Annotated in this window: 15 protein-coding genes; 8 read left to right on the forward strand and 7 right to left on the reverse strand. The window is 74.8% G+C overall.

What is annotated here, in order from left to right; translation table 11 throughout:
* The first annotated feature begins 136 nt into the window (after nucleotides 1-136).
* Nucleotides 137-1,396 (forward strand): MDR family MFS transporter, encoded by a 1,260-nt coding sequence (locus ACZ4W9_RS12405; protein WP_467935078.1) that lies wholly within the window; start codon nucleotides 137-139, stop codon nucleotides 1,394-1,396.
* A 103-nt stretch (nucleotides 1,397-1,499) separates the two neighbouring features.
* Complete coding sequence (locus tag ACZ4W9_RS12410) at nucleotides 1,500-1,973, forward strand: carboxymuconolactone decarboxylase family protein (RefSeq protein ID WP_467935079.1); 474 nt, start codon at nucleotides 1,500-1,502, stop codon at nucleotides 1,971-1,973.
* Nucleotides 1,974-2,000: 27 nt separating this feature from the next.
* Here ACZ4W9_RS12410 and ACZ4W9_RS12415 read toward each other — a convergent pair whose 3' ends face one another.
* Nucleotides 2,001-2,426, reverse strand: coding sequence for a DUF2000 family protein (locus ACZ4W9_RS12415; RefSeq protein ID WP_467935081.1), 426 nt, complete (start codon nucleotides 2,424-2,426; stop codon nucleotides 2,001-2,003).
* A 49-nt stretch (nucleotides 2,427-2,475) separates the two neighbouring features.
* Between ACZ4W9_RS12415 and ACZ4W9_RS12420 the strand changes: the two genes are divergently transcribed.
* Both ACZ4W9_RS12420 and ACZ4W9_RS12425 read left to right on the forward strand, forming a co-directional pair.
* Nucleotides 2,476-3,348: a helix-turn-helix transcriptional regulator gene (locus tag ACZ4W9_RS12420; RefSeq protein WP_467935082.1), complete on the forward strand. Its 873-nt coding sequence runs from the start codon at nucleotides 2,476-2,478 to the stop codon at nucleotides 3,346-3,348.
* A 9-nt stretch (nucleotides 3,349-3,357) separates the two neighbouring features.
* A complete protein-coding gene (locus ACZ4W9_RS12425) occupies nucleotides 3,358-4,005 on the forward strand; it encodes a hypothetical protein (RefSeq protein ID WP_467935083.1) in 648 nt (215 codons plus the stop codon).
* 26 nt (nucleotides 4,006-4,031) lie between these two features.
* On the opposite strand, the gene ACZ4W9_RS12430 is transcribed toward ACZ4W9_RS12425, so the two are convergent.
* Together ACZ4W9_RS12430 and mshA are read right to left on the reverse strand one after the other, a co-directional pair.
* A complete protein-coding gene (locus ACZ4W9_RS12430; protein WP_467935085.1) occupies nucleotides 4,032-4,532 on the reverse strand; it encodes a type III secretion system chaperone family protein in 501 nt (166 codons plus the stop codon).
* On the reverse strand, nucleotides 4,525-5,859 hold the full coding sequence (mshA, locus tag ACZ4W9_RS12435) for a D-inositol-3-phosphate glycosyltransferase (protein WP_467935086.1): 1,335 nt from the start codon (nucleotides 5,857-5,859) through the stop codon (nucleotides 4,525-4,527). Before mshA ends, ACZ4W9_RS12430 begins: the two co-directional genes overlap by 8 nt.
* A gap of 246 nt (nucleotides 5,860-6,105) precedes the next feature.
* Here mshA and ACZ4W9_RS12440 point away from each other — a divergent pair, with 246 nt between their 5' ends.
* The 3 genes from ACZ4W9_RS12440 to ACZ4W9_RS12450 all read left to right on the forward strand — a co-directional run bounded on the left by ACZ4W9_RS12440 (nucleotide 6,106) and on the right by ACZ4W9_RS12450 (nucleotide 9,818).
* Nucleotides 6,106-6,873, forward strand: coding sequence for a class I SAM-dependent methyltransferase (locus ACZ4W9_RS12440; protein ID WP_467935087.1), 768 nt, complete (start codon nucleotides 6,106-6,108; stop codon nucleotides 6,871-6,873).
* 201 nt (nucleotides 6,874-7,074) lie between these two features.
* The gene (locus ACZ4W9_RS12445; protein WP_467935089.1) at nucleotides 7,075-8,166 is read left to right on the forward strand and encodes a C40 family peptidase; all 1,092 of its coding nucleotides are present in this window, start codon (nucleotides 7,075-7,077) and stop codon (nucleotides 8,164-8,166) included.
* A 350-nt stretch (nucleotides 8,167-8,516) separates the two neighbouring features.
* Nucleotides 8,517-9,818, forward strand: coding sequence for a PP2C family protein-serine/threonine phosphatase (locus ACZ4W9_RS12450; protein WP_467935090.1), 1,302 nt, complete (start codon nucleotides 8,517-8,519; stop codon nucleotides 9,816-9,818).
* 122 nt (nucleotides 9,819-9,940) lie between these two features.
* Here ACZ4W9_RS12450 and ACZ4W9_RS12455 read toward each other — a convergent pair whose 3' ends face one another.
* From ACZ4W9_RS12455 to ACZ4W9_RS12465, 3 genes are all read right to left on the reverse strand, one after another.
* Nucleotides 9,941-10,285, reverse strand: a complete 345-nt coding sequence (locus tag ACZ4W9_RS12455; protein WP_467935188.1) for a DUF2516 family protein — start codon at nucleotides 10,283-10,285, stop codon at nucleotides 9,941-9,943.
* A 109-nt stretch (nucleotides 10,286-10,394) separates the two neighbouring features.
* Nucleotides 10,395-10,994: a hypothetical protein gene (locus ACZ4W9_RS12460; RefSeq protein WP_467935091.1), complete on the reverse strand. Its 600-nt coding sequence runs from the start codon at nucleotides 10,992-10,994 to the stop codon at nucleotides 10,395-10,397.
* A gap of 80 nt (nucleotides 10,995-11,074) precedes the next feature.
* Nucleotides 11,075-11,566 (reverse strand): helix-turn-helix domain-containing protein, encoded by a 492-nt coding sequence (locus ACZ4W9_RS12465; RefSeq protein WP_467935093.1) that lies wholly within the window; start codon nucleotides 11,564-11,566, stop codon nucleotides 11,075-11,077.
* Nucleotides 11,567-11,760: 194 nt separating this feature from the next.
* Between ACZ4W9_RS12465 and ACZ4W9_RS12470 the strand changes: the two genes are divergently transcribed.
* Nucleotides 11,761-12,864, forward strand: coding sequence for an ABC transporter substrate-binding protein (locus ACZ4W9_RS12470; RefSeq protein WP_467935094.1), 1,104 nt, complete (start codon nucleotides 11,761-11,763; stop codon nucleotides 12,862-12,864).
* 94 nt (nucleotides 12,865-12,958) lie between these two features.
* Here ACZ4W9_RS12470 and ACZ4W9_RS12475 read toward each other — a convergent pair whose 3' ends face one another.
* Complete coding sequence (locus ACZ4W9_RS12475) at nucleotides 12,959-13,819, reverse strand: GNAT family N-acetyltransferase (protein WP_467935095.1); 861 nt, start codon at nucleotides 13,817-13,819, stop codon at nucleotides 12,959-12,961.
* Between the last annotated feature and the right edge of the window lie 74 nt (nucleotides 13,820-13,893).

The raw sequence follows: 13,893 nt of genomic DNA on the forward strand, positions 1-13,893 counted from the left end.
GACGCGGACGGGAGCCGGACGTGCGGCGGCGACCCGCGTCGATTGACATGTTCCGCTAATTGATTGGCGGCGCCCGGCATCCCCTTCGTAAGGTATGACCACAGCTTGAGCCGCTTACCGCCGTGGGGGATCCTCGATGTCGTCAGCCCGTGTCAGACGTGCCGTCCGGGAGTCCGTCTCCGGGCTGCCGCGCGAGTTCTGGTGGCTGTGGACCAGCACGCTCGTCAACCGGCTGGGCGGCTTCGTGGCCACCTTCATGGCGCTCTACCTCACGCTCGACCGCGGCTACTCCGCCTCGTACGCCGGTCTCGTCGCCTCTCTCCACGGGCTCGGCGGGGTGGTGTCCTCGCTGGGCGGCGGGGTGATGGCCGACCGGCTGGGGCGGCGGCCCACGCTGCTGATCGCGCAGAGCGCCACCGCCGGCTCCGTGGCGCTGCTCGGGTTCATGACCGACCCGGTGGCCATCGCCGCCGTCGCCTTCCTCGTCGGCATGGCCTCCAACGCCTCCCGGCCGGCCGTCCAGGCGATGATGGCCGACATCGTGCGCCCCGAGGACCGGGTGCGCGCCTTCTCCCTCAACTACTGGGCGATCAACCTCGGGTTCGCCGTCTCCTCCACGGCCGCCGGGTTCATCGCCGAGGTCAGCTATCGCGCCGGGTTCCTGATCGAGGCCGGGATGACCCTGGCCTGCGCGGTCGTCGTGTTCGCGAAGGTGCCCGAGTCGAGGCCCGCGCCCGCCGCCCGGCAGTCGGGGACGGAGATCGGCCTCGGCTCGGTGCTGCGCGACGGGCGGTACATGGCCGTGGTCGGGCTGTCCTTCCTCGTCGCGCTGGTCTTCCAGCAGGGCTCGGTCGGGCTGCCCGTGGCCATGGGGCGGGCCGGGTTCTCCCCCGTCGACTACGGCCTGGCCATCGCCGTCAACGGCGTCCTGATCGTCGCCCTGCAGATCCCCGTCACCCGGTTCATCGAGCACCGGGACCCGCGCTCCCTGCTGGTGGTCTCCTCGCTGCTCGCCGGGTACGGCTTCGGGCTGACCGCCTTCGCCGGGTCGGTCGGCGTCTTCATGCTGACCGTGTGCGTGTGGACGCTGGCCGAGATCGTCAACGCCCCGACCCAGACCAGCCTGGTGGTCCGGCTCTCGCCGGTGCACGGCCGGGGGCGTTACCAGGGCGTGTACACCCTGTCCTGGTCCGTCGCCGCGCTGGTCGCCCCGCTGATGTCGGGCGCGGTCATCGACCGTCTCGGCGCGGGCTGGCTGTGGGGCATGTGCGCGGTGGTGGGGACGGCGGCCGGTGCCGGGTACGGCGTGCTGATGCGCCGCCTGCCTCCCGAGCGGCCGGTCCCGGCGCCGGCCCCGGCGCCCGCCGACGCGGGGGCGGAGGTCCGTACCGCCTGAGCCGGTCCGCCGGTGAGACCCGGGTCACAGCCGTCCGTGTCACATCCCCGCGGCCCCGGCCGTCAGTGAGGTGTCAGCGGCCCCGACCCCTCAGGAGCACACCATGGACGCTCGCCTCGACCTCCTCGCCAACCCGGTCATCGGCAAGGTCGCCCGGCACTTCAACGCCGCCGGCCAGGCGCTCGCCCAGTCCTCGCTGCCGGCCGCCACACAGGAGCTGGTGAAGCTCCGCGCCAGCCAGATCAACGGCTGCGGGTTCTGCACCGACATGCACACCAAGGACGCGGCGGCGGCCGGGGAGAGCGCCACCCGGCTGCACCTGGTCGCGGCCTGGCGGGAGGCCACCGTCTTCACCGATGCCGAGCGGGCCGCGCTGGAGCTGGCGGAGCAGGGCACCCGGATCGCCGACGGCGCCGGCGGGGTGCCGGACGAGGTCTGGGCGAACGCCGCCCGGTACTACGACGAGGAGCAGCTCGGCGCCCTGGTGGCGCTCATCGCGCTGATCAACGCCTACAACCGGGCGAACGTCATCGTGCGGCAGCCGGCCGGCGACTACGTGCCCGGCATGTTCGGCTGACCGTGCTCCGGCATGCCCGCGCCGGGCTCACGGGTGCATCCGCGCCCCCTTGAGGACCTTGTCCACGGCGTTCTTCGGGCCGTACACCGCCAGCCCCACCAGGTCCAGGCCGTCCGTGGGGACGGCCCGGACCGCCGCGCGGTTGTCGCGGTCGTTGCCCGTGGCGAACAGGTCCGAGGTGAACACCGCGCGCGGCAGGGCGCGGCCCAGTGCCCTGCCGTGGGCCGCCTTCAGGGTCTCCTTGGTGCCCTCGAAGACCAGCACGGGCTGGCGGAACATCGGCAGGTACGGCACGGCGTCCGCGTCCTCGTACGGCTCCCCGATCACCTCGGGGACCTCGGTGCCCAGGCCGCTGACCAGGAATGCGGTGACGTTCAGACGCTGCCAGGACTCCAGGTCCTCGCGCAGCAGTACGGCGATCTTCGTATCGAAGCGGACGGGTTCGGTGTTCATGGACCGAGACTCCCCTCCGGCGCACGGCCCGGTCTTGTACGTTTTTTGCATGGCCGCCGGGCAGGAACTCGTCACCGCGTGGCGCCCCGTGGTGCCGGGCGTCACCGAGGTCTTCCACGCCCGCTTCACCGAGTACGCCTATCCGATGCACGTCCACGACGCGTGGACGCTGCTGATCGTGGACGACGGGGCCGTACGGTACGACCTCGACCGGCACGAGCACGGCACCCCGCACGACACCGTGTCGCTGCTGCCGCCGCACGTGCCGCACAACGGCTCCCCCGCCACGCCGGGGGGCTTCCGCAAGCGGGTCGTGTACCTCGACGCCGGCCGGCTCGGCAAGGAGCTGATCGGCCCGGCCGTGGACTCCCCCGACCTGCGGGACCCCGTGCTCCGGGCGCGCGTCGCCCGGCTGCACTCCGCCCTCGCCCGGCCCGGTGACGAGCTGGAGGCGGAGAGCAGGCTGACGCTGGTCGCGGAGCGGCTGCGCCTCCACCTGCGGCCCCGCGAGGGTGCGCCGCGCCGGTTCCGGGACCCGGTGCTCGCCCGCGAGCTGCGGGAGTTGCTGGACGCCCGGGTGGTCGCCGGTCTCTCCCTGGAGGAGGCCGCGCGGTCGCTGCACGCCCATCCGGCGCACCTGGTGCGGGCGTTCAGCGGCGCGTACGGCATCGCACCGCACCAGTACCTGATGTCCCGGCGGGTCGGGATGGCCCGGCGGCTGCTGCTCGACGGGGTGCCGCCGGGCGAGGTCGCGTCGGCCACCGGGTTCTACGACCAGGCCCATCTCACCCGGCACTTCCGGAAGTTGGTCGGCGTGACCCCGGGCCGGTACCGCGACGGCGCCCGCTGGGGTTCCGGGGACGCGCGGCGGTGGGCGGGGGGATCGGCGGAAGCCGCCCGTCCGCCGATCACCGCTGGTTAGCCTCCCCGCATGACTGACACACCTGAAGCACAGGACACAGAGACCTCCGGCGACTCCCCCGTCCCCGCCCGCGCGTTGCCGCTCAGGCGCCTCTCCCTCGCGGTCGCGGGTGCCGCGGCCCTGGTCGCCGTCGGCGTCGGCGTGGCGCTCGCGGCCCCTTCGGACGAGGCCCCCCGTCAGGGGCGCGGGGTCGCGGCCAGCGTCCCGCCGGACCCGGACACCGGGGGCACGGCCGGCGGGGGCGTCTCGTCCGGCGGCTCGTCCGACGGTACGGCCACCGGCGGCACGGCGTCCGACGGTGGCCTGTTCTACGGCGGCACGTCGGACGGCGGGAACGCGTCCGAGGGCATCCCGGAGGACGGCACCGTGTCCGGTTCCGGCAGCACCGTTGGTCTCGTGGACGGCGGCAGCAGTGACGGAAGCGGCGACGCGGGCGTCGACGGCGGCACCGAGCCGACGCCGGACGACCCGGGCCCCACGGACGAGCCCACCGGGACGGCGGGCCTGGAGGAGCTGAACCGGCGCATCACGGAGCTGGACAGGAAGGTCGACCGGCTGCCGACCAAGAAGGAACTGGCCGATGCCCTGCGGGCGTTCGCCGACGAACTCGACCACGCCACCCCGACCCCGACGCCCCGGCCCGAGCCGTCCTCCTGAGCCCTCGACCGACCCGCCGGCCCGCGTCAGTCCGCCGGGCGCTCGATCAGGTGGGTGAACGCCTCCAGATTCCTGGTGGACTCGCCGCGCGCCACCCGCCAGGCGTACTCCTTGCGGATCGAGGAGGCGAAGCCCAGCTCCAGCAGGGTGTTGAAGGCGCCGTCGGCCGCCTCCAGGATCTGGCCGAGGAGGCGGTCGACCTCGTCCGGGGTGATCGAGGCGAGCGGGAGGCGGGCGGTGACGTAGACGTCTCCGAGGCGGTCCACGGCGTAACCGACGCCGTACAGCTTGAGGTTGCGCTCCAGCAGCCAGCGGTGGACGCCCGGCTCGTTCTCGTCGGGGTGGCGGATGACGAAGGCGTTCAGCGACAGGGAGTGGCGGCCGACGAGGAAGGAGACCGTCGTGGAGAGCTTGCGGGTGCCGGGGAGCTTGACCACGTAGTTCCCGGGGGCGGGGTGCTCCCACTCCAGCTCCGCGTCCTTGAAGACGGCCTCCAGGACCTGCCCGGCCTTCTCGACATCACCCATGGTGGGAGCGTACGCGACGGCGGTGGGACTGGGTCGCGGCCGTGTAGACGTCGGCGGTGGCGGCGGCGGCCGTGTCCCAGCCGAAGGACTGGGCGTGCCGGGCGGCGGCCCGGCCCATGCGGGCCGCGAGGTCCGGGTGGTCGGCGAAGCGGCCCAGCACGCGGGCGTAGTCGGCCGGGTCGTGGCCCTGGACGAGGAAGCCGGTCTCGCCGTCGCGCACGGCCACCGGCAGACCGCCGACCGAGGCCGCGAGCACCGGGGTGCCGGTCGCCTGCGCCTCGATGGCGACCAGGCCGAACGACTCGCTGTGCGACGGCATGACGAGCACGGACGCGGCCCGGAACCAGTCGGCAAGCTGCTCCTGCCCGACCGGCGGCCTGAACCGCACCACGTCCGCGATGCCCAGCCGGGCCGCGAGCTTCTGCAGACCCTCCGGCTTGGCGAGCCCGCTGCCGCTCGGGCCGCCGACGACCGGGACGACCAGGCGGGAGCGCAGCTCGGGGCGCCGCTCCAGCAGCACGGCCACGGCGCGCAGCAGGACGTCCGGCGCCTTCAGCGGCTGTATGCGGCCGGCGAAGAGCGGGATCAGGGCGTCCCGGGGCAGTCCGAGGCGGGCGCGGGCGGCGGCGCGGCCGTCGGCGGCGCGGAAGCGGTCGAGGTTGACGCCGGGGTGGACCACGGCGACCTTCGCGGGGTCGGCCGCGTAGTGCCGGACCAGTTCGCCGGCCTCCTCGGCGGTGTTGGCGATGAGTCGGTCGGCGGCGGACACGATCTGGGTCTCGCCGATGACGCGGGCGGCGGGCTCGGGGGTGTCGCCCTCGGCCAGGTTGGCGTTCTTGACCTTGGCCATGGTGTGCATGGCGTGCACCAGGGGGACGCCCCAGCGCTGGGCGGCGAGCCAGCCGACGTGCCCGGAGAGCCAGTAGTGGGAGTGCACGAGGTCGTAGTGGCCGGGGCGGTGGCCGGCCCACGCCTGCATCACGCCGTGGGTGAAGGCGCACAGCTGGGCGGGGAGGTCTTCCTTGGCCAGGCCCTCGTAGGGGCCCGCGTCGACGTGCCGGACGAGGACGCCGGGGGCCAGTTCGACGGCGGAGGGCAGGCCGCCGGTCGTGGCCCGGGTGAAGATCTCGACCTCGATGTCGATCTCGGCGAGCCGCTGGGCCAGCTCCACGATGTAGACGTTCATGCCGCCCGCGTCGCCGGTGCCGGGCTGGTGGAGCGGGGAGGTGTGCACGGAGAGCATGGCGACCCGCCGGGGCCTGCGGGACAGCCGGAGCCGGGAGGCCGACGGGGAGCGTCGCCCGAGCCTGCTGACGTACTGGCTCACGTGGCGGACCTCCTTGATGCGGGCATGCCGGGGAAGGGCCCAGCGTGCCCTTCCTGGGGATCCAACAGCGGGCGAGTGCCCTGCCATTTCCCGATCAAGCGGCTTTGCCGAATCATTACCTTGAGTCGGGCAACTGTTCGACATGCCTCGGCTGGGGCGTGGCGCCCCCTTACCCTCGTAGCCATGAGAACCCCCGCGGCGCCCCTCCCCCACGCTCGGCCGCGCCCGAGCGGAGGGGCCGCCGTCGTGGGCACGGTGACGCGCGGGACGACCAATCCCAACCGGCTGCGCCGCATGGACCGCTGGATCGCCGCCACGCACGGCGCCGCGCTGCGCCGCGCGAGCGACCCCCTGGCCGTCGACCTGGGGTACGGCGCCGCGCCCTGGACCGCCGTCGAGCTGCTGACCCGGCTGCGCGCGGCGGCCCCCCGCACCCACGTGGCCGGCATCGAGATCGAGCCGGCCCGGGTCGCGGCGGCCCGGCCGTACGAGCGGGAGGGCCTGGTCTTCCGGCACGGTGGCTTCGAGGTGCCGGTCCCCGGGCGCCCGGTGCTGATCCGCGCGGCGAACGTGCTGCGGCAGTACGACGAGGCCGAGGTCGCCCCGGTGTGGCGGCGGCTGTGCGCGCGGCTCGCGCCGGGCGGGCTGCTGGTGGAGGGCACCTGCGACGAGATCGGCCGCCGGCACGTATGGGTGGCGCTCGGCCCGGAGGGCCCCCGCACGGTCACCTTCGCCACCCGGCTGGGCTCGCTGGAGCGCCCCTCCGACCTCGCCGAGCGCCTGCCGAAGGCGCTGATCCACCGCAACGTCCCGGGCGAACCGGTGCACGCCTTCCTGCGCGACTTCGACCGCGCCTGGGCCGCCGCCGCGCCCTACGCCGCCTACGGCGCCCGGCAGCGCTGGGTGCGCGCGGTGCGGGACCTGACCGCCGACTGGCCGGTGACGGACTCCCCGGCGCGCTGGCGGCAGGGCGAAGTCACCGTGACCTGGGGGGCGTTGGCGCCGGTGGGCTGACCGCCCGCCGGTTCGGGCACCCGGGCGGGGGGAACGCTTCCCGCGTCCCGTTCGTCACACCGGCGAGGTGATCGCCGCACGCGGCGGCCGACCGGGGGGCATCCCGCCCCCGACGGCCTCTGTCGCTTTGCGCGCGACCGTGGCACGATCCCTCAGACGACCGTAAGTTACTGACGGTAAATCAGTTTGGGGGAAACAGGTATGGGTTCGGGCAAGCGCGGCCTGCTCACGGCCGCTCTGACCGTGGTCTGCGCGGTGACCGTTCTCGCGGCGCCGGGCACGGCGTTCGCGGCCCCGGCGCCCATACCCGCACCCACGCCGACACCCACGCCCACGCCGGCGGTGACTCCCGCGCCGGACAAGGACCTCGAGGAGGTCCGCACCAGGCTGGACGCGCTCTACCACGACGCGGCCGTGGCCACCGACGCCTACAACGCGGCCGAGGAGAAGGCGAAGAAGCAGTCCGCCGAGATCGAGGAGCTGTCCCGGAAGATCGACCAGGGGCAGCGGCGGCTGGACGGGCTGAAGGAGCGGGCGGGCGCGGCGGCCCGGGACCAGTACCGCACGGGCGGCCTGTCCTCCACCGCCCAGTTCCTGCTCACCGACGACCCGGGCCGGTTCCTGGACGGCGCCGGCCGGGTGCTCCAGGGCCAGCGGGCGGCGACCGGGCTGATGGCCGACATGTCCCGCGCCCAGGAGGAGTTGCGGGCCTACGCCGACGAAGCCTCCGCGCAGGGGAAGCGGCTGGAGAGCAACCGCAAGGCCAAGGCCGCCGCCAAGAAGAAGATCGAGGAGCAGATCGACGCGGCCGAGAAGCTCGAGTCGCGGCTGGAGAAGAAGGAGAAGGAGCGGCTCGCCCAGCTGGAGCGGGAGGCCGCGAAGAAGGCGCAGACGGCCTGGCTGGACACCGGTGTCCTCGAGGACGCCCACGACAAGGCGTCCGCGCCGGGCGCGAAGGCCGTGGAGTACGCCGCCGCGCAGCTCGGCAAGCCGTACGTGTGGGGCGCCGAGGGCCCGGACTCCTTCGACTGCTCGGGCCTGACCTCGCGGGCCTGGGCGGCGGCCGGGCACCCCGTCCCGCGCACCTCGCAGGAGCAGTGGCGGCAGCTGCCGCACGTGGACGTCGAGGACATGCGCCCCGGCGACCTCGTCATCTACTTCGACGACGCCAGCCACGTGGCGCTGTACATCGGCGACGGCACGGTCATCCACGCCCCGCGCCCCGGGCGCACGGTGACGGAGGCGGGCGCCGGCTCGATGCCGATCCTGGGCGTCGTACGACCGGACGCCTGACGGAACCCGGACGCGGCCCCGCACCCCGGACGCGGCCCCGCACCCGGGGTGGCGGCCCGCTTCCGCGCCCGGGGCGACGGGCTCGCCCGGGAACGCTCCCATGCCCGGTGACCTCCGTCACGTGACCCACCGCACGGCCAACTCCCGCCGGACGTGAGCTTCGTCATCCCGGCTGGGCCGTCGGCGTGTCCAACTGCGGTAGGGAACGCGGCATATGACGGCGGCGGGCGGCGGAGCGACGCGGCTCACACCATTCCGTCGAGGCGGTCCCAGCCGCTATGGTCACCCGTCGGTGGGTCGAGACCCTCGATGCCGCCGAGCCCTCGGGGGGAGGGAAGGAACCCAAGACGATGCCCGTACCCGTACCGCGGCAGAGAGCGATCCCGGCCGTGGAGAGTGGTCAGGCGCAGGCCCCGCACACCGCCGGCGGCCCCCTCAAGGAAGAGGCGCACCGCGACACCACGCCCGCGCACGGCACCGGCGCCACGCTCACCCTGCTGCTGATCGAGGACGACCCGGCCGGCTCGCCGATCGTGCCCGACCTGCTGGACCCGGCCGGCAAGCCGATCCGCGTGCGCACCGCCCGCAACCTCACCGAGGCCGAGCGGCTGCTCACCGACGACGTCCACTGCATCCTGCTGGACCTGGCGCTCCCGGCGCCGGGCGGCGACGACGCCGACGACGAGCTGGCCGTGCTCCGCCACGTGCTGCGGCTCGCGCCCCGGCACGCCGTGCTCGCGCTGACCGCCTCCGGCGACGCCGAGCGCGGTGCCGAGGCCGTGCGCGTGGGCGCCCAGGACTATCTGTTCCGGGACGAGCTGGACGGCCGGCTGCTCAGCCGCGCCATCCGCTACGCCGTGGAGCGCAAGCGGTCCGAGACGGCCGAGCGGCGGCTCGCCGAGGGCCGCTTGCGGGCGCAGGAGAACCGCCGCCTGGAGCGCGGCCTGCTGCCCACGCCGCTGCTGGAGGGCTCCGCGCTGCGGTTCGCCGCCCGCTACCGGCCGGGCCGCTCCCGGGCCCTGCTCGGCGGCGACTTCTACGACGCCGTCCGCACCCCGGACGGCACCGTGCACGCCATGATCGGCGACGTCTGCGGCCACGGCCCGGACGAGGCCGCGCTCGGCGTGGAGCTGCGCATCGCCTGGCGGGCGCTGACCCTGGCCGGGCTGTGCGGGGACGAGCTGCTGAACACCCTCCAGCAGGTGCTGGAGCACGAGCGCGCCGACGAGGAGATCTTCGCGACGCTGTGCACGGTGGACATCGCCCCCGACGGCCGCCGCGCGGGCCTGTGCCTGGCGGGCCACCCGGCCCCGCTGATCGCCCGCCCCGGCCGGCCGCCGCGGCTGCTGCCCTACGACAACAACGGTCCCGCCCTGGGTCTGCTGCCCGGCGCCCGCTGGCCCCGCACGCAGGTGGAGCTGGGCGCCCGGTGGAGCCTGATGCTGTACACCGACGGCCTGATCGAGGGCCGGGTCGGCGTGGACGGGGAGCGGCTCGGGGAGGACGGCATGGTGGAGATGATCCGCCGCCAGCTCGCCGAGGGCCTGCGCGGGGAGGAGCTGCTGCGGGCCGCGGTGCACGAGGTGCGGGAGCTGAACGGGGGCGAGCTGACGGACGACGTGGCCGTGGTGCTGCTGGACCGGGCGGCGTAGGGGGTTGTGCCGCGGAACCGGCGCGGCGTCGCCGGGTGCGGGGCCCGCGCGCCCCTGGGAGCGGGCCCCGGCTCACCCCTCCGAGGGGCGCGGGGAGCCGCGCGCCCCTCTCCGGGAGGCCGCTACCGGCCGCCGTTCCACGGCCCGTACGGACCGTCGCTGCTGCTGCCCCGGCGCCCGCCCCAGCCCCGGCCGCCGCCCACCTGCCGCAGGGCGGGGCGGACGTCGACGAGGTAGACGATGCTGGCGACCGCGCCGGCGATCGGCAGGATGGACAGGATCGAGAACAGATAGCTGACCACGAGCGCGATGGCGAGGATGATCAGCCAGAAGACCTTGTTCTGCTTGTCGGCCGCGCGGAAGGCGTCCTCGCGGCGGAACGCGGCGTCGAACAGCCCGAACGCGGCCAGGGCCATCAGGATGATCTTCAAGATGCCCATGAACCCCGCGAAGCCCAGCATCAGCATGTCGTCCACCGTCCGTTGATTCCCGGTCCCTGCTACGCCGCCACCGTACCCATAGAACGGGCCGGACACCCCCAGGGTGCCCGGCCCGTGCCCGTCCCGCCGGCCGTTCTCAGTCGGCCGACGGAGCGGTCTTCTTCGCGGTGGTGGACTTGCGGGCGGCCGGCGTCTTCTTCGTGACGGGCTCCCCCTCGGCGGCCGTGGCCGGCTTCGGCTCGTCGTCCTTCACCTCGACGGGCTCGGGCCTGGCCACGGCCGGCTCGGGCTTGCCCTCGACGGCGATCGCCAGGTCCTCGATCTCCTCGGCGGCCTCGCCGCGCCAGGTCTTCACGGCCTGCTCGCCGTGTTCGGCGACCTTCTCGTAGGTCTCGCGGGCCTTGACGGCGTACTCGGCGGCGACGCCGACGCCGCGCAGGGCGAGGTCCTGGGCGGTCTCGCCGAGCTTCTTCACGTCGAGGGCGCCGATCAGCTCGCCGACCTTGGTCTGCAGGGTCTCCTGCGCCTCCTTGGCCCGGGCGGCGGCCTTCTCCTGCACGGCCTTGGGGTCGGTGTTGCGTACGGCGTCGATGCGGGCCGGGGCCTCGGCACGCAGCTGCTCGACCAGGGCCGGCACCTTCTTGGCCTGCTGGAGCGCCAGATCGGCGGTGCCGGCGGCGAAGTAGAGCGGGGTCGGGTCGCTGAGGGTCTTGCGCAGGTCGTCGGTGATGGCCATGGTGGGGATCCTCCCGGATCGAATTCGCGTTCGGCTGGGTTGACGAGGTCCGCGGCGGGCGTCCGAGCCCTGGTCCGGCGTTATCCGGCCGTCCGTCGCCGACCCGCGTCGTCGGTGTCGCTTCCGGCGGCATCGCCTCCGCCGGCCGTACCGCTGCCGCCACCGGGCCCCTGGTCCACGGAGCCGTCCCCGTCCGCCCCGGGCCGCTCGGGCTCGCCGGTCCCGAATCCGTTCTCCTTGCGGAAGGACTCGTAGATCTGGAGCAGCACCTGTTTCTGGCGCTCGTTGAGCGAGGGGTCGGCGAGGAGGACGGCGCGCGTCCCGACCTCGTCGCGGTCCCGCTCGGCGTCGAGGATGCCGGCGCGGACGTACAGCGTCTCGGCGGAGATGCGCAGGGCCTTGGCGACCTGCTGGAGCACCTCCGCGCTGGGCTTGCGCAGCCCGCGCTCGATCTGGCTCAGGTACGGGTTGGACACCCCGGCGGCGTCGGCGAGCTGCCGTAGCGAGAGCTGGGCGGTGCGCCGTTGCTCGCGCAGGTACTCACCGAGATTGCCGACGTTCAGCGATGCCATACCCCCACCTTGCCCCACCTCCGCTAACTTTTGCAAGCATCCGCTTGCAAGAGTGTGTCGCGACCGGCCCGGACCGGTGGCCGAGCCGGCCCCGGGGGTAAATCGGTTGCCCGCCGTCGAAGAGCGTGGATGCAATGGCCCGCGTGACCGGCCGGACGGGGCCGCCGGGACGGGACGGACGGAGGTGGCGGCGGATGAGTGCGTCGCCGGGGGCGGAACCACGTGACGGGGCGGCCGTTCGGGTCGGGGTTCTCGTGCCGTTGACCCGGCCCGGCTGGGTCGGGGCGGGGCGGCAGCTGCTCGCCGGGCTGGAGCTGGGCGCGCGGGACGTCAACGAGGCCGGCGGGATCGGCGGTCGGCCGCTGGAGCTGGTGGTGCGGGACACCGCGGCCGATCCCCTGCGGGCCGCGGCGGCCGTGGACGAACTGGCCCGGCTGGGCGTGTCCGCCGTGGCGGGCGAGTACCACAGCGTCGTCGCCCGGGCCGCCGCCGCCCGGGCCGACACCCTCGGCGTGCCCTTCCTGTGCTCGTCCGCGGTCCTCGACGCGCTCACCGAACAGCCCACGGAATGGGTCGCGCGGATCGCTCCGGCGCAGTCCCGCGGCTGGCGGATCTACGCCGACTTCCTGCTCGGCGCGGGTCACCGCCGTATCGCCGTGGCGACCCAGCCGAGCGTCTACTGGGCGTCCGGCACCCGCATCCTGCGCGACCACCTCGCCCCGCACGGCGGCGACGTCGTGGAACACGACATGAGCGCACTCGGCCCCGCCGCCCTGTGCGACACCCTCGCCGCCCACGGCGCGACGGCCCTTCTCCTCCTCGTCGGCCACCCGGAGCCGGCCGTGCCGGTCGTCCGGTCCGTGCGCCGCGACCCGCGCCTCGCCGGGGTCCTGATCGGCGCCCCCGCCGGGCAGCCGGAGTTCGCCGAGTGGGCGGCGCTGCTGGGCGACGACGGCGCCGGGGTCCCGTTCCTGCGCTACCTGCCCGAACGCCTCACCCCGCTCGGCACCCGCGTGGCGGCGGCCCTGCGCGGGCGGACGGCCGAAGCGCCCTCCTTCGTCGCCTTCGAGGGCTACGACACGATCGCCGTCCTCGCCCACGTGCTGCGCTCCCACGGCACGGACCGGGCGCGCGTCGCCGCGTCCTGGCCGCACGTCGCGGTCGACGGCACCCGCGGCCCGATCCGCTTCTCCCGCGTACCGGGCACCGGCGTCCGGCAGTGGGCCCACCCGCCCGTCCAGGTCGCCGACCGCGACCCGGCGGACCCCGCCCGCTTCCGGGTCCTGCGCACCGGCTGAGCGCCCCTCCTCCGCACCGGCCCGGCGAGCGGCCTGCGCACCGGCCCGGGGCAGCGGCGCGACACCACCCCGGAGCATCGGCGTACGGCCGCCCTCACGAGAAGTCGTACACCGTGAACTCGGCGACGGGGACGTACCCGATGCGCCGGTAGAGCGCCGTGCTCGTGGGGTTGGCCGGGTCGGCGAACAGGACGACGGCCCGCGCGCCCGCGGTCAGCGCGGCCCGGCTCACCGCCGCCGTCACCGCGCCCGCGTAGCCGCGTCCGCGCAGGCCGGACGGGGTGTAGACGGGGTCCACCCGGACGTGGCCGGCGGTCATCGGCGTCGCTCCCGCCAGGGAGACGGGGGTGCCGTCCGGGGTCTCCCAGAACGTGAAGCGCTTGGCGGCGAAGCGGGTGCCGGGCCAGGCGGCGTCGTCCGCGGGGAAGTCCTCCCCGACGTCCGCCGTGAACGCGCGGCACCAGTGCACGACCCGGCCGTGGTCGCGGGCGCCGGCCGCCCGCGCCCGGCCCCCGGGAGGCGGCTCGGGCGGGGTCGGGGTGCCGAGCCGGTAGAGGCGGACCCGCTGCGCACGCAGGGCCGGCGTGGCGCCCGTGGCCCGCTGCCACGCCTCGGCGAAGGCGGCGGCGGTGTGCCGCTCGGCGCTGACCCCGGCGAGGACGTGGCCGAGGCCGGCCAGCCGCGCGGCGAGGGCGCCGGCCTGCCCCGGGGTGAGCGGGGTGGGGCTCAGCAGGCCGGGCGTCCTGCGGTGGAAGGCGGCGCGGACCTCCCCCGACTCCACCAGGTAGCCCAGCAGCGGGGCCCGGCCGCCGTACGCCTCCGCGCCCCGGGTGCGCAGTGTCTCGGTCACCGTCAGGGCCATGGTGTGCAGATCCGGCCGCGTGCGCAGGAAGCGCCCGGCCATGCCGAGGAAGTCGTGGATGTCTTCGGTGAGCCGCCAGCCGTCCGGATGCATGCCGGAACCTTCCGCCGCGAGCCGCGCCGCAAACCCCGGCCGGGCAAGGGGCCGGCCCTTCCGTCAGGAATGGA

The sequence above is a fragment of the Streptomyces sp. NPDC029296 genome, assembly GCF_055569255.1.

Bases quoted from the DNA above. Each gene is read 5' to 3' on its own strand.
- ACZ4W9_RS12405 (WP_467935078.1), top strand. From the start codon at position 137: ATGTCGTCAGCCCGTGTCAGACGTGCCGTCCGGGAGTCCGTCTCCGGG.
- ACZ4W9_RS12410 (WP_467935079.1), top strand. From the start codon at position 1,500: ATGGACGCTCGCCTCGACCTCCTCGCCAACCCGGTCATCGGCAAGGTC.
- ACZ4W9_RS12415 (WP_467935081.1), bottom strand. From the start codon at position 2,426: ATGAACACCGAACCCGTCCGCTTCGATACGAAGATCGCCGTACTGCTG.
- ACZ4W9_RS12420 (WP_467935082.1), top strand. From the start codon at position 2,476: ATGGCCGCCGGGCAGGAACTCGTCACCGCGTGGCGCCCCGTGGTGCCG.
- ACZ4W9_RS12425 (WP_467935083.1), top strand. From the start codon at position 3,358: ATGACTGACACACCTGAAGCACAGGACACAGAGACCTCCGGCGACTCC.
- ACZ4W9_RS12430 (WP_467935085.1), bottom strand. From the start codon at position 4,532: ATGGGTGATGTCGAGAAGGCCGGGCAGGTCCTGGAGGCCGTCTTCAAG.
- ACZ4W9_RS12445 (WP_467935089.1), top strand. From the start codon at position 7,075: ATGGGTTCGGGCAAGCGCGGCCTGCTCACGGCCGCTCTGACCGTGGTC.
- ACZ4W9_RS12450 (WP_467935090.1), top strand. From the start codon at position 8,517: ATGCCCGTACCCGTACCGCGGCAGAGAGCGATCCCGGCCGTGGAGAGT.
- ACZ4W9_RS12455 (WP_467935188.1), bottom strand. From the start codon at position 10,285: ATGCTGATGCTGGGCTTCGCGGGGTTCATGGGCATCTTGAAGATCATC.
- ACZ4W9_RS12460 (WP_467935091.1), bottom strand. From the start codon at position 10,994: ATGGCCATCACCGACGACCTGCGCAAGACCCTCAGCGACCCGACCCCG.
- ACZ4W9_RS12465 (WP_467935093.1), bottom strand. From the start codon at position 11,566: ATGGCATCGCTGAACGTCGGCAATCTCGGTGAGTACCTGCGCGAGCAA.
- ACZ4W9_RS12470 (WP_467935094.1), top strand. From the start codon at position 11,761: ATGAGTGCGTCGCCGGGGGCGGAACCACGTGACGGGGCGGCCGTTCGG.
- ACZ4W9_RS12475 (WP_467935095.1), bottom strand. From the start codon at position 13,819: ATGCATCCGGACGGCTGGCGGCTCACCGAAGACATCCACGACTTCCTC.